Source organism: Vibrio lentus (genome assembly GCF_030409755.1).
Classification (GTDB): Bacteria; Pseudomonadota; Gammaproteobacteria; order Enterobacterales; family Vibrionaceae; genus Vibrio; species Vibrio lentus.
In genome coordinates, this window is record NZ_JAUFQE010000001.1 from 192,919 (window position 1) to 211,375 (window position 18,457).

Here is an 18,457-nt window from a genome sequence, read left to right on the forward strand (position 1 = left end):
AGTCGTTAGCAGATGAATACCGGGTTGAGATTCCACTCAATTCATAATCATCAAGAAAAACAAAAAATGTTTTTTCTAAGTCTTGGTTTCTAGTGGAGCAAGGAGGGTGCCAGATTGCAGATTGTTCATTTAAATAAAATTTAATTTATATTTTTCAGTGATTTAATATTTGGTAGTGACACGTAATTACCCCTAAAGTGGTATGTGAATTTTTTGTTAGATTTATATAAATGAGCGTTTGTGGTGCAACTTTCTGCAAGATGGTGCAAAACTTAAGTTTCTATCTTGGTTAAGTTGAAATTTATTCAGCATTGATATTTTATTTTCTATTAAGTGATTGTTTTTAATGTGAAATATTTCATTTTTGTCGGCTGGTATTAAGTGGCGTGCTATTTGCTTGGTTTGAATTATTACAATTATGGATAATTGAGCGAGAAACGGATGACCGATTCAAACAGCGGCTGGATAAAATCAACCTGTGCTTATTGTGGTGTAGGGTGTGGAATAGAAGCGAGACCGACATCGTTAGGAAAACTAGAAGTACGTGGTGATAAAGATCATCCATCAAACTATGGAAAGCTATGTACTAAAGGGATTGCGCTTGGTGATACCGTCACGCCTTTAGGACGCCTAACACAGCCTGCTCATATTCAGAATGAGCAAAAACAAGAGCTGGATTGGAACAGTGCTACTCAGTTGGTCGCAGACAAATTCAATCAAACGATTGAAGAATTTGGGGCCGATTCGGTTGCGTTCTATGTTTCTGGTCAGCTGCTTACCGAAGACTACTACGTTGCCAATAAACTGATGAAAGGCTTCATTGGTAGTGGCAACATCGACAGTAATTCTAGGCTGTGTATGGCTTCAACCGTGGTTGGGCATAAGCGTGCATTTGGCGCAGACACAGTGCCGGTTTGCTACGAAGATCTCGAGCAAGCCGATCTAGTCGTGATTACAGGCTCCAACCTAGCATGGTGTCACCCAGTACTTTTCCAAAGATTAAGAGCCGCGAAACAAGCCAACCCTGCATTGAAAGTTATCGTCATCGACCCGCGTTATACCGATACCTGTGAAATTGCAGATATTCACTTGGCATTGGAATCTGGCTCAGATGTGGCGCTGTTCAATGGTTTATTGGGTTACCTCGACGATAACGACAAGCTAGATTCAGACTACATAGAAAACCACACTCAAGGCTTTACTGAATCAATTCGATCTGCGACTCAATATCGTTATACCGAATCAGGCTGGGGCGACAAAAGCGTTCCTGAGCTCACCGGTTTAACAGAGCAGCAGCTAAAACAGTTCTATAGCTTGTTTGCATCGAATGAGAAGGTGCTGACCATTTACTCCCAAGGCGTGAACCAATCTACACAAGGATGTGACAAGGTGAATGCGATTATTAACTGCCATTTAGCCACCGGGAAAATCGGTAAGCCGGGCATGGGGCCATTCTCTGTAACAGGCCAGCCAAACGCAATGGGCGGCCGAGAAGTGGGCGGGCTAGCCAATACCTTAGCGGCGCACTTTGAATTTGGTGATCCGCGATCACACCAAACGGTGAGTGAATTTTGGCAAACCGACAGCTTAGCCACTCATGCGGGATTAAAAGCGATCGACCTGTTTGATGCGATGAATGAGGGAAAAATCAAAGCGGTGTGGATCATTGCAACGAACCCAGTTGTGAGCCTGCCTGACAGTGAAAAGATCAAAGCGGCATTAGAGATGTGCCCATTTGTGGTGGTGTCTGATTGTATTGCCGATACTGAAACCACTCGCTTGGCCGATGTGGTGCTGCCCGCGCAAGGGTGGAGTGAGAAGTCGGGCACCGTGACTAACTCTGAGCGTCGAATCTCACGCCAACGCCGTATATTACCAAGCCCAGGGGAAGCCAAACCCGATTGGTGGATATTAAAAGAAGTGGCACAGAAAATGGGATTCAAAGAGCAGTTTGATTACCGTCACGAAGGTGAGATCTTTAAAGAGTATTGCGAGATGACAGCGCTCGGCAACGAAACAGGTAAAGCGCGTGACTTATGCTTAATTGGACTCACCCAACTGGATGAAAAAGGTTATGGCGAACTTACTCCACAGCAATGGCCAGTGCTAGAGTACCAACCAGAGATCATTGAGCAGCGCATGTTCACCGATGGCGAGTTCTTTACTGAATCTGGCAAAGCGCAGTTTATTGCAGTTGAGCACGACAAGCCGATTGCCGATACCAGTGTCGAATTTCCACTTATCATGAACACAGGCCGAATCCGAGACCAATGGCACACCATGAGCCGCACGGGCTTGGCCGCAGGTTTAGGCGAACACACACCAGAACCCTTTGTCGCCATGCACCCAGATACGGTTGCAGAGCTTGGTTTAGATGAGTTTGGGCTAGATGCCTTCAACCATGCCACTATTAATCCTGTGGTGAAAGTACGCAGTGCACAAGGGGAGTGCCAAGCCCGCCTAGTGGTGACCAAAGAGATGCGCCGAGAACAAGTCTTCATGCCTATTCACTGGAATGCACCGACCGCCAAAGACAGCAAACCGTGTGACTTGATCTTGCCTCATACCGATGCCGCATCAGGTCAACCAGAATTCAAACATACCCCAGTGGTGGTCGAGCCGTGCGGCTATCGCAGTGAAGCCGCACTGGTCAGTGACAAGGTGACGGATTGCAGCGGTTTTGATTATTGGGTTCGTCAAAGAGTGGAGGGCGGTTTTCTGTATCGAATATCTTCCTCTAAGAACCCAATGGAGCTGGTGATTCAACTCGCCAACACACTCGATGCCTTACCAGAGCCCAACGCAGAGGCGCTTAAGTCACTCCATTATCATGGCAATAAATCGTTCAAGAACTACGGCTCTGCCAAGTTAGATCAATTTGGTGTAAAGCAAGCATTCGTAGTGAACAGTAAGCTCGACCATCAAAGCATAGACTGGCTGGTGGAGTGCCTAACCCGAGAAGCCGATGAAGAGTTTGAAGCCGAGTTTTTGAGTACCATGGCGAAGTAGCTGACTACCTCTAACCTATTAATACCTTAAGCTAAGCGCCGACAATTACGTCGGCGTTTTTGTTTTTTAGTATGCGATACTGATTGATTGAACGACAGGTTTCACATATCATCTTACGAGCTGGTATGTCGTTCTGTAATTTTTAGGTGGGGGTAAGTTGATGTCTAAGTTAGCCAACGCAAGAAAACCGGGCTTGTATCATACGCTGGCGAATTCAGCGCTGTTTAGGAGTGACCATGTATAACCAAGGCGACCTCTGTCCACACTGCGGTTTAATCATCATGCTGCCTACAGATATTGAACCCAAATGCTTAGGCTGCGGCGAAGAAATCAACGAACAAGATGACGACTAACTCACACATTGAGCCACTTTCTATATTTTGCAGAGACTATATGGGATTTTTCTGCTTTTCGTCATGTTTGACAAAGAAGTGACCAGGTAAGGTTCTGTTATTAAATGAGTTGTTAGGCAGATCTTGAACAGTTTAGATTACTAGACAGAATTGTTTCAGGGACAAAATACAGAATTATTCGGTCTAATATAGCTGTTATGCTTAAATCGAAAATTTGGAGTCAAATATGCCAATAAAAGAATTCGGAGATAGAAAGGAGTATGTTACTGCTCCTGAGCTACCTCATCATCTAGAGCATAAGCCTTTATTTGCGATGCCTTATGAAAAGTTTGATGGCATCTACAAGGGAGATACAGATGCTCGTTATCTTTCTGTAGGTATCTCTCAATGGGACTCTAGCGACGTTTCGTTAAAAATAATGCGCCACACAGGAGATAAATGGACTCGTCAAGCAGAGGAGTTGCCTCTTCATCGTGTAATTGACTCAACAATTTTTCTCACAAAAGTGCTTCTAGATGAAAGTGATGATGTTATCGAAATTGAGCGTGATTTGTTTTTAGATCAGCATTCAGGCATTCAAATTGCCAAAGAAAAGTGTTCCGAATCTGATGCTTCAAGCTATGAGAACTATTTGTCTGACAATATGCCGATGCTTAAAAGTCGCCTTAAATCTTTATACCTCTTACTCGATGGATTGGAGAAAAAAGGTAAGTTTTAAGCATAACAAACTGTTAAACAGGGACTAAAAACGCGTGCCGTCCCTGTTTCGCGGGAAGTATAGCACGCTGCGTTTTTAGCCCGTTAATAGAGCGTTAGGCTTTCTGTGGAAATATTAGGATTTGAAGATGAATATAATGCTTGGGGGAAACCCGTTAAGTGTAAATGATGACAATACGGTTATTTATACCCAAAATAATTTTATGCCTCCTCTCACACCAATCGAGTCATTTCCTCGTGTCCAAAAGTCAGAAGTTAACTCGTTCATTGAAAACCTATACTTTATAACGATGGAGAATAATGGGTTTTCTTATTTCTATCCAAACTTAGAAGCAGGGATTAACTTATGTAGGTTTGAATGGCATTTTGAATACAATAATAACCCTTATGAAATTCGGGTAGGCTTGTCTTTCAAAGTTGAAAACGGAGTGTTTTCAGATGTTGGGTATTACATCATTCCACATGAGTACTATGAAGACTTAGATAACAATAATAACTCATATGAAATCGAAGATTTGGCATATCAAGATATGATTGAATCTGTAAACGAGCGAATTAATAAAGCAATTACACGAACACGATCATCACCAGAATCGATTTTCAATGTGCTTTACTATGTAAAGCTTAGTAACCCAGTTTCTTGTGTTGTTAATTTAAACAATGGAATAACGCTATTACCATCACGTTTTGTCCATGGGCAGTTAGTCTCGGCTGTTTTGATTCGGCAGACAGGGTATTCATATCTATCAGCAAAACGTCTCTCAGATGAGAAAGTTAACTTACTATGTGCGCTTTTTTCATTATCATTTCACAAAGCAAGCATTGCTGCTATAGATAACTTACCTGAGTTCATTGAGCCAATCCAAGTGGAGTTCGAGGTAACGGATGAACTTATAGAGAAGTTTTACCCGAACTCACAGTTACCACAATTAAATAATAATGCGCTTTCAAATGATGATCTTTGTATTATTGAGCAGTTATATGAACTATTTAGCAATCAGTTTACTGGGAAAATTCGCAGAAAAATGGTGAATATTCTCTTTTCTTTCTACTCAGCGCTAGAGACAGAGTTAGTTAACCAAACAGTAGGTCTTGTAAGTTATGTTGCTTGCCTTGATGCAATAGCGAAAGAGCGTTTTTCACAGTATCGAGATGAGCATGGTTCGAGAAAAGCGTTAGTTTATTTAATTGAACAAGAGATACCTAACATGGGTGAAGTCAGCACTATCGAAAAATGGTCTAAGCGGATTTATAATGATCATCGCTCGAGTTATGTTCATGGTGCTAACATTCGATTTGAAGCCTATTCGCAGAATTTGGATGGTAAAAATTTCGCTGGTTTACCGAAAGCATTGCCAACAGAAAGCAAACCGACTTCAAAGCAGTACGAATACAATTCAGATTTTGCAATTTTGAAACGTGTAACTCAGGAAATGCTGCTTAGATTTATAGAGTTTTATATGGGGTCAGCTTTACCAGAAATGAAATATCGCACAGAGATATCATTCAGTGTGGCTTCAGTCCCCGAAGCACACCTCGGGATGCCAAATAAGGGCTGGGTCCGCCTTACTGGAAAACAAGCCTAACAAACGACTATGGCGTCAATAGTTAATTTTTGGCGCTGTTTTCATCCCATAGAACACCATCTCTGAGCATTGAATTTAAGATCACAACCATCTTGCGCACGCATGCAATAATAGCGACTTTCTTTGGTTTACCAGCGCCTAAAAGTCGCTGATATGTCGCTTTAAAAACAGGATTACATTGCATGGCTGACATCATTGCCATATATAACACAGTGCGTACTTGCGCTCGACCTCCTTGGATCACGCGCTTACCTTTGTAGCGCCCACTTTCGCGTGTTATTGGAGCGACACCAATCAGTGATGCCGCTTGTTTATTCGTGATGTAACCAAGTTCAGGTACGTTGCTAATTATTGATGCGGCGGCAATGTTTCCTATTCCTGGGACGCTTTGCAATATTGTGTTTTTAGCCTGGTATTCAGGACTATCTTCAATGAGTTTAACGAGCTTTTCTTCTAACTTGGTGATTTGATTTTTTATCGTGGTTAGCATTGGTTTGATAGTCGGATGGAGAGAGGCGGGAAGTATCTGGATTCGGTTCTTTTCCATTGTTTGCATGGATAACAACTGGTTTCGGCGAATGACTAAGTCACTCATTAGGCGTATGTTTCTTGGCTTTATGACAGTAAGAGCTGGTTTGATTGCTTCTCCATAGTGAGCGATCAACTCTGCATCTAAACGATCATTTTTGGCTCTGCGGCCAATAGCACCAGCGAATCGTTTTATGTGGACAGGGTTTGCTCTGACAATTGGTAATTGAGCCTCTGCACATGCAAGAACAAAAGGCATTTCTAATCGGCCTGTAGCTTCAATAACGATTCGTTCAGGACTGTGACTTTTAATCGTTTTGAGTGCTTTTTTGATGCCTTTATCATTGTTCTCTACTGAGAAAAATAGATCTAGTGGCCTGATGTGGATGTCTAATTGTGTTTTGCCAGTATCAACTCCAACGTTGATGCTTTGATTGATTTTGGTATTCATAATAAGCTAACTCATGCTTGCGTAATGCGGGTTCGAGACCCAGTCGACTATTCGAGGTTTATGCTTGAAGTCCTATGTAGCGTTCATGTTTGTTATCGGTCTCTCGATAGAGGAGCCAGCATTTAAACGAACTGCTACATAGAAAGCTTTAGTTGCAGCTAAAGCCTGGGTCTCACATTACCCGATTGGAGTGCTTATTATCCATACAAAGCATTTAAGAGTGATTCTCAACGCTTGGCATTTTTCATTTCATCGTTGAGTTCAGTATTTACGGTGGTAAGGTTGAATTTCGTGGTCGCGTTGTTCACACCTTAATGCGGCTACATGGATTCCCCCCAGGTTGTCAAACACCCGCTAAACTTATGTTGATGGGTTTTGGTCTGCCGCTCTACATTCGGCCTACTTATCGACGATTCGCATACGTCGTGGCCCTGATGACTTGCGCGACTGCGGTGCCTTATTCGTTAGATGACATCTAGTGTGTCCGCCGCATTAACAGGCTCTCCGCAAGTGGTCTTAACCTATCTCCATCATTAGCGTCTGCAATGACCCGGTGGGTTTAACTCTTTATGCTGCTTAAGGTTTTACTTAAGCAGCATAGTTTTCATATTCTGTTTGATTGTGTAAAAGCGACCATATAATTCGTGCGTTCTTCGCGGCAAGTGCCACTATTGCTCGGTTCATTCCTCTTCGTTCCAGAACGCCTCTGCACCACTGACTTAACTTATCTTGTTTGTCGCCAAGGTTGGCAATCACGGTCCTTGCGCCGTGAACTAATAGTGTTCGTAAGTATTTGTCGCCGTGTTTGGTTATCCGACCTAACCGAGGTTTTCCTCCTGTGGAATATTGCTTTGGTACTAGTCCTAGCCAAGCAGAGAAATCACGGCTTTTATCAAATTGAGAACCATTGCCTATCGAAGCAAGTATAGCAGTAGCGGTTTGCGGCCCAATACCTCGAACTTTCATCACTCGTTGAACATTAGCGCTGACCTTAGCAAAAGAGTCAAAGACTTGCTCTGTATCGGCGATACGTTGATTCAATTCACCAAGGTGGTGATAAGCATCGGCAATGACTGTTCTTGCGAGGTGTGGCAGTTCATTTTCTGCATCTTCGAGCATTAAGGGAACGTGTTTCATTAACGAAGAGCGGCCAACAGGAATGATCAACCCGAATTCAGAGAGTAGGGCACGCATGCGATTCATAAGCGCGGTGCGTTCACGAACCCAATGCTCTCTCATTCTATGTACCGATAGGATGGCTTGTTGATCGGGGGATTTTATGGGCACAAAGCGAGTAGATGGACGCTGAACAGCTTCGCAGATAGCAACAGCATCATTAAGGTCGTTCTTCCCTTTAGTTCGATAAGGAACTACGTATTTAACGGCCATAATACGGGCGTCGTGACCGAGTTTATTGAGTGTTCTTGCCCAATAATGTGCACCACCACACGCTTCAACGCCTATACGCATGAGTGGCATATTTGCTATTGTAGTCAGTAGTTTAGAGCGAGTTACCGACTTATGAAGTATGACCTTACCATTTTGGTCTACGGCATGAAGACTAAAGTGGTTTTTAGCTAGGTCGATACCGCAGAAATAAGAATAATCAGACATGGTGCCTCCGATGCATTTAAGTACCACATAAGTGTGGCAGATTCTCGGTAGGGGGAATCCATGTCATTCGTTATAAGCCTACGAGGAAATTATGAAGTACCAACAACTATTTAATGCTGGCTTTGAAGCATTTCTACATCATGATTTGTCATTAGTTGAATCAGAAGTTTCAGAAAGATGCTTATGCTCTAGGTTAGCGTTTCAGCTAGAGCAAGTTGCAAATAACAGTGGTCTTGACGGCTATTTTGCGGACGTAGAATACAATCGAAATAAGGGTGCAAAGAAAACCTTGGTTAATGATGACTATAAAGAAATCACTATTTGTTGTGATCTTCTATTACATAGCCGGGGAGTTAAAGAACAAGATAACCTTATTGCTATTGAAATGAAAAAATCAGGACGAAAACAACAAGAAACTGTCGATGACTGCGAACGATTGACGGTGCTGACTCGGCCTACATATGAAAACGGGCAGTACAACGAGAAACATGTTTGTGGCTATAAATTGGGTGTTTTTATCTTTGTCGATTACCAAAAAAGAGAGTTTCAATTTACCTATTTTGAAAATGGTTGCGTATTAAAGAACTCAGTTATGCAGTTCTAGTCGGCTTATAACAAACGTTTAATAATCAAACAAACCAAACAGGGCGCCAATAACGGCGCCCTTTGTGTTAGTTGGCAACGCTGTAAGTGTCGTAGTCGCGAAGTAAGAACAGTGCGATACAGGCTGCGAGCATTGGCCAAGAAGCGAAGAACAGTAGGTTATTGAACGGGTCCATGTATTTTCCAAAAGAGGCGAAAGTTGAACCTGCATGCAGGACTAAAATGGCACCATAGGTATACTTCTTCCACATGCCTACAACGAATGCGCCTAAAAAGCCGAGCTGAGCGACACCCATAGCCATTATTGCGTTGTCCGAAATGTCTATGCCGTAAAAGCCAGACAGCACCTTTGTAGCGTGCTCTGGCACTAGAATCTTATCCAAGCCCCAGAACAAGAAGACGATAAAAATGCCGACTCGCAATAGCAGTAGGCTGGTCGCCAGTTTGGTTTGAAGTGTCTTTTCCATGATATTCCTTTTATGCACTCAACGTTGCGATGAATTAAATGTTCCTCCAAGGAGACCCATCGTCTTCGCGTTTTCTTTCGTTGTTTTTGAGTGCCTTATGTAACAAGGAATGTCTGGTGATTGGTTGCCAATTGGATAGCGGTAATGGTGACTGAGTAGGACTTCCCGCTAATAAAGGAGTGATGTTGATTACTCGTCCGCACTCAGCCTGTTCGATTAGGTAATTGCGGAGCGTAGGCAATGATCATTCTCTGCGCTTGATGCTCGTTGACCAAGATGCGGTTGATCAGCTTCTGTAGTTGCTCGATATCGGGCAGTTGTTGGTTCTTTGTTTGTGTCTCTAGAGTCAGGGCTTGATTAGATAAGATGCTAAGCCCTAGGTTGAGTGCCATCCCTTTAATCGAGTGTAGAGTTTGGCTCAACAGGGCTAGATCTTTGGTCATATAGAATTTGATAAGTTGGTCGATGGATTGTTCAAACTCTACGGTTGTTGACTCTAAGAGTATGATTAAACGGTCGTGACTCTCCTTGAACGACTGAATGACATCAGAATGGCTTATCTCTTCTTCTGTCAGTCGAAGCTTTTCAATGGGTTCTCGGTGTAGCTCTATGACGTTACTTGTTTGGCAAGCCGTTTGGTCGCTTTTGGGGTGTTGAGGTAAGCGCGTCGAAAACTGTTGCAACGCATCGAAGAAGCTCTCTTGTTGCAAGGGCTTAGTTAAAATATGGTCTGCACCCGCTTCAATGAAACTGTCATGCGCTTCACGGAAAACATCGGCAGTGTAAGCAAAGATCAGAGTCTCTAAACCAAGCTGTTGCCTGATATATTGAGTTGCCTCAACGCCATTCATTTCGGGCATGTGGTTATCCATCAAAATCAGGTCATATTCAGCGGTTTTTAGGTATTCGGTGGCGATTCTTCCATTTTCAGCCAACTCGACATTGTATCCAAGGTTTTCACAGAATCCTTTGGCAACAATGGCGTTAATGCGGTTGTCTTCGACAAGTAGAACATTCAGTGGGTTCTTGGAAGGTTCTGTTGTGCTGATTAAGTTCGGGGCAGTGTGTGCTGCTTGGCTTTCCTGCCACTTGATAGGTAATGATACTTGGAATTTAGTGCCAAGCCCTACAGCGCTGTTCAAGGTGATTTGACCGTCCATCAACTCCACCAAGTTCTTTACGATAGCGAGCCCGAGCCCTGTTCCGCCAAACTTCCTCGTCGTTGATGTGTCTGCCTGTTCAAAAGAATTAAAGACGTGTTGGTGCTTATCTTTCGGAATGCCGATCCCGGTATCGGTAACAGTGAGAAGCAGTCGGCTTTCTTGTTTGTTGAGTGCCGATTGAATCAGAACGTGCCCATCGTTGGTGAATTTGGTCGCGTTTCCGCCTAGATTGAACAAGATTTGGCGAAGTCTCGCGCAATCACCAATGAGCTCTATGTTTTCAGGGATTTCGTTTTCGACGATCAAACGGATACTTTTTTCATCGGCCAAAGGTTTGATTGCACCTCTAACTGGATGAATGACTTGATTAAAATTGAACGGAGCGATTTCTAGTTCGAGCTTATTCTCTTCGACTTTAGAGAAGTCGAGAATGTCATTGAGTATGGTCATGAGATGCTGACCAGAATCAAGGATAATATCGATGTTCTCTTTGGTTGATGGCTCTTTAGTTTGCGCTGCGATGATTTGAGATATGCCCAGCACGCCATTCATTGGCGTGCGTATTTCGTGGCTCATGGTTGAAAGGAATTCGCTTTTAGCTTTGGCTGCCGCTTCGGCTTTTTTACGTTCAGCGATCAGCGCTTGATTCGACGCTTGCATCTGATTGTCACTTTTAACCAGGTTGGTCGCCATCTTATGGAAACTCTGGGTTAGCTGAGCAACTTCGTCTTTACCATTCATTGAAGGATTACGTTTTAGCGTTGAAGCGACTTGTTTTAAATGTCCTGCCGACACTTGGTTTGCTGCATTGAGAAGGAGGAGAATACGTTTATTGATTCGGTTTGATGACCATACGGCTACGCTCAGTGAAATAAACGTTGAAAAAAGTGTCCCTAGAAGCAGCACATAAGTGGTTTGATTGGCGGATTTGTCAGATTTTTCAACTCGAACCTGAATGAGTGTCTGTTCAATTTCTATGAATTCGGCTATCTCGCTACGAATCTCATCGATGATTTTCTTTCCGGTTTGTTTCTGCGTCAGCTCTATAACATTCTGCATTGTGGTGTTGCTATTACCAACGAGACTGCGTTGAGCGATTTCTTTTTCTCCGGCTTCTGTTAACCACGCTTCGTGAAGAGCATCGATGCGATTGAGCCGTTCAACTTGGCTCGGGTTATCACTGATTTGACTGCTCAGTGTATTCACTTTCTGATTCCAAACATCAAGCGCAAGGTGGTAAGGCTCCAAAAACACAGGATCACCAGTAATCAGGTATCCACGTTGGCCTGTTTCCATATCAATCGCTAGGTTAAGAAGCTCTTGAGCTCGTGCAATGGCTTTGTGCGTATGAACTACCCAGTGGTTATCTTCGACCATTGATTGGGTGTTTTGATGGACAGAGAACGAAACTAGAACCATTAGCGCAATAGGGGTGAAAAAACTGACTAATAGCTTTCGTTGTAGGGATATATCATCAAACCAACTCGCAAACATAGAGACACGTATTCCATACACTAAGGGCCTATTGTTATTGTAGGTTAGATTATTAGGTGTACAAATGCATAGAGTGCGGTTGGGTAAGGCAGATAACTAAAAGTAGAGCTAGGGCACTAAAAACAATGCTCTAGCTCTATTTGCTTGAGGAGTTTGGAAAACATCAAGAGTAACTGAGGGAATAGACTCGATTTAGGGTTGTTCTAATGCTGTTTTAGACGGCGATGACTCTTGATGTTGGCTAGAATCTACATATTGCTGTCTGAGCAAGCTTATCGTCAGGTTGATTGGCATTGGCTTGTAGAAATAGAAGCCTTGGATATAGTCGACGCCCAGTTTAGACAAGATGTTCACTTGGGATTCGTACTCAACCCCTTCAACGATTACCAGCATGCCTAGAGTGCGTGACAACTGAAGCATTGATTCGAGTAAAGGGATACCAAGGCTCGATTCGTCCGAAATGTTTTTCACAAACACGCGATCGATTTTGAGAATACTGAACGGAAACTGTCTCACAAAATCCAAGCCCGCATACCCAGTACCAAAATCATCAATCGCGACTCTCACGCCTAAATCTGCAAGCTTGGTTAAGTTGTTTTTGATTTTGACCATATCAGCATCAGAGCACTCGCCATCTTCTGTCACTTCAAAAACGACTTGCTTAAGAATGTCTGGGTTCTTCTTATAGATACTAATGACTTTGTTGGCGAAGTTACTGTTGGAGACAACGTTTCGGCTGATATTGACGCTGATATATTTTGACTCAAACAGTTCGCGATGATTTTTCAATGTGTCTAACACTTCACGCAACACAAAGTAGGTTAGGTCTTCAATCAACCCTAAACTTTCTGCCAGAGGAATGAAGATAGCAGGGGATACATTACCTTCAATTGGGTCGTTCCACCTGAGCAGCGATTCACAGCCTACAATTTCTGTTGTGTTTCGGTTGACGATAGGTTGCATGTGAACATGTAGGTGTTTGTTTTTGAGCGCGCTAGACAGCGAGTACTCTAAGCTACGTTGGCTCTGTTTTTTATGTTTGATAGAAAGGAGAATAATGGTCGTAATTCCTGCCATCAAAAAGCCAAACCACAAATAGCTCAACATGAAGTTCCAATAATATTGATACCCAATGTATGACGTGATGGTAAGTGGGTAGATGTTCGATTGTATCCGTACTTTGGCGATGGACGGATCGATATCAGATGGGTGGATATCTCTCTTGATCACCTCAACTTTGGCCTGAATGCCATGGTTGTTAAGGTTCGTATCTACAGTGTCATAGATGAAATGTGGCGGAATCATTAGGCTCACTCCTGCATCGTCCTTATTCGAGAACATAAGCATGATGGATTGCACTTGAGTGATCGCTGAATTTGAATACGACAAGGTTGTTAAGTTAGGGTCGTCATTGAGTCTTTGTCTGATGGTGCTGTAGAGGCGAAACGAGACTTCGCCATCGGTAGTTGAGCAGTAAAAACGGTCGTCTTTATTGAATACCGCGGCTTCTTTTACCCAATCGGCATCAAATACAGTTTGGCGAAGCTGTCTAACCATCGAGTCGCAAGTATGGCTCGGTGTGATGCCTGATAAAAAAAGGTCGAATCTTGATTGGATGCTCTCAAGCCTTGTTTCGACAAGTCTCGATGTGTCTTCGGTTAAATTCTGGTAGTGAGACGGTGTAAAAGGGATAAGCAATGCCATAGAAAAAAAGAAAGAGATGGCAAAGTAGAACGAAGTCTTGGCAAAATGTTGGTACTTGATATCCATAGTTGGAGAAGCGTTACCGATTGGGTGAGCATTCAAGTTAATTTATAAATTTAACGATAGCGATGCAATGCATAAATAGTGTGAATGTGCGCACGTGTTATTTATTGAAATAGAGTGTTTTATCGTCTTACTATAAAAATCAGAACGTTAGATATGCTTCCAAGGTTGAGTGTGTCGTTTTTTTGTTCAGTACTTTTGCGTTTTTTGATGAAGCGGATTGTTGTCGGTTTTTTATCATCAAATAGAGAACTGTAATTTTTGAAGTAATGCGAGTGGATAGATTTGAGCATAATGATAAAAAATATGATTTGGATGTTGCTGCGTGTGTTCATCGCCTATTTGTTGATTGCTCCTACTTACGCGATCCTTATTTTGTCTAATTCCGCAACACCTCGTATTTTTGAGACCAAACCAGAAGTGTTAGCTTGGCTTTCGTGCTTCCTTCTTGTGATTGGTTATGTACTGATTAGGTTTTCTAAAACGAGGTATGTGGGAAAATTATTATCGCTTGGTGTATTGGGGGCGGTAGTGTTAGTCATGTATCTCGATGAGCGTTATCGGATTTTTGAAGTCAGCGTTAACGCATGGAGCTTATTTTTAGCCGTTCTATATTTGATTATGCTTTTGTATTTCATTTTTCCAATTAAGCAACTTAAGCCGCTACTGAGTTTAGTGCCTGTCGCAGGCGTGTCGTGGTTTTTAGTTTGGGCCATAGTCAGCCCAATAAATGTAACGTATGAGTTGATTAGCAGTAAAACAACAATTTCAATTGTGAACTATCAAAAGGTAGTCGACTTGCTACCTGAGTTGTATCTAGATGGTTTCCAGTCAGGTTTGTTTTCCATGCTTCTTGTTCTGTGGTTGTATGCTCTTGTGGTTTTTGGACATAATCCTAAACATAGTTACCAGCAATTGGCGTCTTATGTCGTTAAGATTCGTAACGCTTGGTATTAATAGGGCGCATATATGTGCTTTTGAATTAGGGATAAATAATGAAAAAGGCTTTAACGGTCGTGTTATTAACGTGTTTACCTTTGCTTGCATCAGCATCCGATGATGTTGTCGATTGCAAGAATGCAATGAATACCATAGAGATCAATCACTGTGCATCGGTTGAGTTGGAAACTGCACAAGTGGAACTTGAACAATATCTTGAAGCGAGCTTTGAACACAATGCTTATGATGCGGAGTTGGTTAGCTCAATCAAGATGGCTCAAGACAGTTGGCAAGCTTACATGACGGCACATTGTGACTCGGTGTATACCCAATGGCGTGATGGTTCAATTCGAGGTCTTATGGCGCTTTCTTGCAAAACTAAGCTGACTAAACAAAGAACGCATGAGGTGTGGGAAAACTTCTTAACCTACATGGACAGCACACCACCAGTTTTGCCAGAGCCCAAGCTGATGAAGTAGATGAACTGAGTGCTTATGGGAGTGTGCGCTTGCTTCAACCATTGGCGCTCGAGTCAGCAAGCGATAGGGGATTATCTTACCCTGTCGTTCTTAGTATCAAGTTTGAAGTGTTACCCAGTAAGGATTCGATTTTGGATAATGTCAACGTCACCCTTGTTCAGCTTGAAGTTGAATACAAAAACAAACAAATGAACATCTCGCGACTCTCTGAGCTTTTAGAAGCCGAGACGGCAGTGGGTGATATCACGTTGTTGCCTGAACTCTTTTCCACTGGGTATATATTTAACGAGGCTGCAGAAATTCATGAACTGTGTGAAGACTTCAATAACAGCCCGAGCATTGATTCGTTAACTGTTCTTGCCGCGAAACATCGGACGTTAATCGTAGCGGGTGTCGCTGAGAAAGACGATGGCCAGTATTACAACAGCGTTGTGGTGGTTGATGGTTCAGGTTTGCTTCATAAATACAGAAAAGTCAGTCAAACGAAATTCGACAAAGAGTACTTTTCTAGAGGAAGTGAACTTCTTACTTTTGAATACAAAGGCTTGAAGTTCGGTGTCGCTATTTGCTTTGATATTTGGTTCCCAGAGATCATGAGAGCGTATCAGTCGGTAGACGTTATTCTTCATCCTGCGAATTTTGGCGGACATCATAGTTTTGCCATTGCTCAAGCGAGAGCCTTGGAGGAAGGGTGCCATATCGTGACCTGTAATCGCGTTGGACAAGATGTGGTTGATGCTTTTACCGCAACATATTGTGGCGGCAGTAGAGCCTATTCACCGAAGGGAGATTTAATGCTTCAACTCAGAGAGCATCAGTCTGTTGAAACGATCAATATTCAAGACTTGTCTATCGCGCCTCAATACAATGGTGTTGATGTGTTAGACGAAATACAGCAGATAGCGTCTGCGTTGAATCGTTAACAAGACAAGTGAAACGCAATAGAATCGAAAGGGCAAGGTTAGATAACCTTGCCCTTTGTTGTTTGGGTCTGTTTCTTCAATCTGTTGTTTAGAACAGTTGCTTAGATTTGTAAAAAGGCGCTTTAAATGGCTTTTACGCTGCTTCGTTCAACTAGCGTTGGCTCTAACTCAACAACCTGCGGATACGCATCAGGAGTTTTGAGTCGGTTCAATAGAGTATCTACTGCCGCTTTACCTAAACGGTGTTTTGGCTGGTGGATAGTGCTCAAAGCTGGGGTCATGTATTTAGATAAGTGGATGTCATCGTAGCCAATGATCGAAAGATCGTTTGGAATCGATGTGCCATCTTGAGCCGCAGCGTGAATCACACCCATTGCCATCATGTCATTGCTAACAAACAGTGCTGATGGCATTTCACCACGCGCTTTTAAAGTTTGGTAAGAGTCAAAACCGCCATCGCATTCGAAGTTTGATTCAACAATCCACTTAGGATTGATCTCTAGATTCGCTTCTTCCATCGCTTGTTTGAAGCCTTGATAACGAGAAGAGGCTTGATTGCGGTGAAGTGGGCCGGTGATACAACCAATCTGAGCATGACCGTTATCGATCAAGTGCTTGGTTGCCATGTAACCACCTTGGTGCGAGTTATCTTGGATCTTGTCGCTCGCGAACAACATTGGGCCCCAGTCCATCACAACGATAGGTAATTCTGGGTAGCGTTCAAATACATCAATGTGCTCGCCCTCAAGGGTTGAACACATCAGCATTAGGCCATCGACACGCTTCTGCAGCAAGGTATCGATAGATGATTTCATGCGTTCGCTGTCGCCTTCTGTATTACACAAGATGAGGTTGTAGCCTTTCTCATAACAACGACGTTCAACACCTTTTACTACCTCACCAAAGAATGGATTAGTAGAGGTAGTAACTAGCATGCCTAAGGTTTTGGTTTGCTTCATTTTCAAGCTACGAGCCAATGCAGACGGTGCGTAGTTGAGTTCTTTAGCCGCACTGTTAACACGCTCAGCAATCTCTTCACTGACAAAACGTGACTTGTTGATCACATGGCTGACGGTTGAAGTTGAAACCTTTGCTAGCCGAGCGACGTCTTTCATTGTTGCCATAAAAAATCCTTGTGGGAGTAACTTGCCACGTTGCGCGATATTCTGCCCGAAAACAGGGGCTTATGCTTGTTATTTGTTGTTACCGAAATTGAAGGTTAACATCCGTTAACTGCGGTTTCGCTCAGGAGTTAAGCCTTCAAATGGGTATCAAGTTAGGCAGATAATTGCTCTGACAAAAATGTATCGGTTTCAGAACGGCTTGGAATGGAGGTTTGTGCACCAAAGCGAGTCACTGAAATAGCAGCCGCGGCATGAGCAAACTTAATCGCTCGCTCAAGTGGCATGTCTTCAAGCAAGCCTGTTACCAATGCGCCGTTGAAGGTATCACCCGCAGCGGTTGTGTCTGTTGCTTCAACGCGGAACCCTGCAATGAGCTCACCCTTGTCGTTTTTACTTACCCAAACGCCTTTTGCGCCAAGTGTGATCATCACCGTCTCGATGCCTTTCGCGTGCAGAGCCAAAGCTGCCTGATGAGCGGATGCACTATCCGTCACGGTAATGCCTGTTAGTACTTCAGCTTCGGTTTCGTTAGGTGTAATCACATCAACACAAGCAAGCAATGAATCTGATAATGGACGAGCAGGAGCCGGATTTAGAATCACTTGAGTGCCGCTCTCTTTTGCTACTTTTGCAGCATATTCAATGCCTTCAATCGGTGTTTCAAGCTGAGTCAGTAGGTACTTAGCACTGCGAATCTTCTCTAGGTGCGGTTCGATTTGATCGCAAGTCAGCTTGTTGTTGGCTTCAGCAGAAAGGCAAATACTGTTTTCACCTGTTGCGGATACTTGGATCATCGCGATGCCTGTCGGTGTGTTGTCTGCAACGATAACACTGTCGATGTTGATGCCATCTTTAGCAAAATCTTGACGAATATTGATGCCAAATGGGTCGTCACCAACACAGGCGATAAAGCCAATGTCTGCGTTTAATCGCGCAGCGGCTACCGCTTGGTTTGCGCCTTTGCCGCCAGGGATGACCTGATAGTTACCGCCAATCAAGGTTTCACCCGGACGAGGGAACGAAGGAACTTGCAGTACGTGGTCAGCGTTAACGCTACCTAAAACAATCAGTTGAGTCATGATACGAGCCTTATGATATATCGTATTTGAAAATGCATGGGTCTTTCTCATTGCGTTGATTGCTCGCTTTGTTAGCGGCGGATGAGAAACAGCGATGCACTGTCGGTTTTTTGCTTTTTGTCTTGAGTCAGTGAGCTAATGAGTTAAGCAAAGCAGGGGAT

General features: G+C 43.2%; 14 protein-coding genes. 7 read left to right on the top strand and 7 right to left on the bottom strand.

Annotated features, from left to right (window positions below; all coding sequences use genetic code 11):
• Nucleotides 1–426 precede the first annotated feature (426 nt).
• From QWZ07_RS00845 to QWZ07_RS00855, 3 genes are all read left to right on the top strand, one after another.
• Nucleotides 427–3,009, top strand: coding sequence for a molybdopterin oxidoreductase family protein (locus QWZ07_RS00845; RefSeq protein WP_192853881.1), 2,583 nt, complete (start codon nucleotides 427–429; stop codon nucleotides 3,007–3,009).
• 579 nt (nucleotides 3,010–3,588) lie between these two features.
• Nucleotides 3,589–4,080: a DUF6530 family protein gene (locus tag QWZ07_RS00850; protein ID WP_050567771.1), complete on the top strand. Its 492-nt coding sequence runs from the start codon at nucleotides 3,589–3,591 to the stop codon at nucleotides 4,078–4,080.
• A gap of 127 nt (nucleotides 4,081–4,207) precedes the next feature.
• Nucleotides 4,208–5,665, top strand: coding sequence for a hypothetical protein (locus QWZ07_RS00855; protein WP_192853880.1), 1,458 nt, complete (start codon nucleotides 4,208–4,210; stop codon nucleotides 5,663–5,665).
• 22 nt (nucleotides 5,666–5,687) lie between these two features.
• On the opposite strand, the gene QWZ07_RS00860 is transcribed toward QWZ07_RS00855, so the two are convergent.
• Nucleotides 5,688–6,644 (bottom strand): IS110 family RNA-guided transposase, encoded by a 957-nt coding sequence (locus QWZ07_RS00860; protein ID WP_192854760.1) that lies wholly within the window; start codon nucleotides 6,642–6,644, stop codon nucleotides 5,688–5,690.
• Between the two features lie 588 nt (nucleotides 6,645–7,232).
• A complete protein-coding gene (locus tag QWZ07_RS00865) occupies nucleotides 7,233–8,258 on the bottom strand; it encodes an IS110 family RNA-guided transposase (RefSeq protein WP_102353495.1) in 1,026 nt (341 codons plus the stop codon).
• Nucleotides 8,259–8,349: 91 nt separating this feature from the next.
• Between QWZ07_RS00865 and QWZ07_RS00870 the strand changes: the two genes are divergently transcribed.
• Nucleotides 8,350–8,862 carry a hypothetical protein gene (locus QWZ07_RS00870; protein ID WP_192852514.1) on the top strand — a complete coding sequence of 171 codons (513 nt, stop codon included), beginning with the start codon at nucleotides 8,350–8,352 and terminating at the stop codon, nucleotides 8,860–8,862.
• A 67-nt stretch (nucleotides 8,863–8,929) separates the two neighbouring features.
• Here QWZ07_RS00870 and QWZ07_RS00875 read toward each other — a convergent pair whose 3' ends face one another.
• The 3 genes from QWZ07_RS00875 to QWZ07_RS00885 form a co-directional block, all read right to left on the bottom strand.
• Nucleotides 8,930–9,328, bottom strand: a complete 399-nt coding sequence (locus QWZ07_RS00875; protein ID WP_192852515.1) for a hypothetical protein — start codon at nucleotides 9,326–9,328, stop codon at nucleotides 8,930–8,932.
• A 203-nt stretch (nucleotides 9,329–9,531) separates the two neighbouring features.
• Complete coding sequence (locus tag QWZ07_RS00880) at nucleotides 9,532–11,985, bottom strand: CHASE3 domain-containing protein (RefSeq protein WP_192852516.1); 2,454 nt, start codon at nucleotides 11,983–11,985, stop codon at nucleotides 9,532–9,534.
• Nucleotides 11,986–12,177: 192 nt separating this feature from the next.
• Nucleotides 12,178–13,755: an EAL domain-containing protein gene (locus QWZ07_RS00885; protein WP_192852517.1), complete on the bottom strand. Its 1,578-nt coding sequence runs from the start codon at nucleotides 13,753–13,755 to the stop codon at nucleotides 12,178–12,180.
• Between the two features lie 291 nt (nucleotides 13,756–14,046).
• Between QWZ07_RS00885 and QWZ07_RS00890 the strand changes: the two genes are divergently transcribed.
• The 3 genes from QWZ07_RS00890 to QWZ07_RS00900 all read left to right on the top strand — a co-directional run bounded on the left by QWZ07_RS00890 (nucleotide 14,047) and on the right by QWZ07_RS00900 (nucleotide 16,093).
• Nucleotides 14,047–14,709, top strand: a complete 663-nt coding sequence (locus QWZ07_RS00890) for a hypothetical protein (RefSeq protein WP_192852518.1) — start codon at nucleotides 14,047–14,049, stop codon at nucleotides 14,707–14,709.
• 38 nt (nucleotides 14,710–14,747) lie between these two features.
• Nucleotides 14,748–15,170, top strand: a complete 423-nt coding sequence (locus QWZ07_RS00895) for a lysozyme inhibitor LprI family protein (protein WP_192852519.1) — start codon at nucleotides 14,748–14,750, stop codon at nucleotides 15,168–15,170.
• 131 nt (nucleotides 15,171–15,301) lie between these two features.
• Complete coding sequence (locus QWZ07_RS00900) at nucleotides 15,302–16,093, top strand: carbon-nitrogen hydrolase family protein (protein ID WP_192852634.1); 792 nt, start codon at nucleotides 15,302–15,304, stop codon at nucleotides 16,091–16,093.
• Nucleotides 16,094–16,215: 122 nt separating this feature from the next.
• Here QWZ07_RS00900 and QWZ07_RS00905 read toward each other — a convergent pair whose 3' ends face one another.
• Complete coding sequence (locus QWZ07_RS00905; protein WP_065105474.1) at nucleotides 16,216–17,217, bottom strand: substrate-binding domain-containing protein; 1,002 nt, start codon at nucleotides 17,215–17,217, stop codon at nucleotides 16,216–16,218.
• A gap of 152 nt (nucleotides 17,218–17,369) precedes the next feature.
• Entirely contained in the window at nucleotides 17,370–18,296 is a 927-nt protein-coding gene (rbsK, locus tag QWZ07_RS00910) for a ribokinase (RefSeq protein WP_192852520.1), read from the bottom strand.
• Nucleotides 18,297–18,457 lie beyond the last annotated feature (161 nt).

Coding starts and splice junctions, on each gene's coding strand:
- QWZ07_RS00870 (WP_192852514.1), top strand. CDS start 8,350: ATGAAGTACCAACAACTATTTAATGCTGGCTTTGAAGCATTTCTACAT.
- QWZ07_RS00890 (WP_192852518.1), top strand. CDS start 14,047: ATGATAAAAAATATGATTTGGATGTTGCTGCGTGTGTTCATCGCCTAT.
- QWZ07_RS00850 (WP_050567771.1), top strand. CDS start 3,589: ATGCCAATAAAAGAATTCGGAGATAGAAAGGAGTATGTTACTGCTCCT.
- QWZ07_RS00865 (WP_102353495.1), bottom strand. CDS start 8,258: ATGTCTGATTATTCTTATTTCTGCGGTATCGACCTAGCTAAAAACCAC.
- QWZ07_RS00855 (WP_192853880.1), top strand. CDS start 4,208: ATGAATATAATGCTTGGGGGAAACCCGTTAAGTGTAAATGATGACAAT.
- rbsK (WP_192852520.1), bottom strand. CDS start 18,296: ATGACTCAACTGATTGTTTTAGGTAGCGTTAACGCTGACCACGTACTG.
- QWZ07_RS00905 (WP_065105474.1), bottom strand. CDS start 17,217: ATGGCAACAATGAAAGACGTCGCTCGGCTAGCAAAGGTTTCAACTTCA.
- QWZ07_RS00885 (WP_192852517.1), bottom strand. CDS start 13,755: ATGGATATCAAGTACCAACATTTTGCCAAGACTTCGTTCTACTTTGCC.
- QWZ07_RS00875 (WP_192852515.1), bottom strand. CDS start 9,328: ATGGAAAAGACACTTCAAACCAAACTGGCGACCAGCCTACTGCTATTG.
- QWZ07_RS00860 (WP_192854760.1), bottom strand. CDS start 6,644: ATGAATACCAAAATCAATCAAAGCATCAACGTTGGAGTTGATACTGGC.
- QWZ07_RS00880 (WP_192852516.1), bottom strand. CDS start 11,985: ATGTTTGCGAGTTGGTTTGATGATATATCCCTACAACGAAAGCTATTA.
- QWZ07_RS00895 (WP_192852519.1), top strand. CDS start 14,748: ATGAAAAAGGCTTTAACGGTCGTGTTATTAACGTGTTTACCTTTGCTT.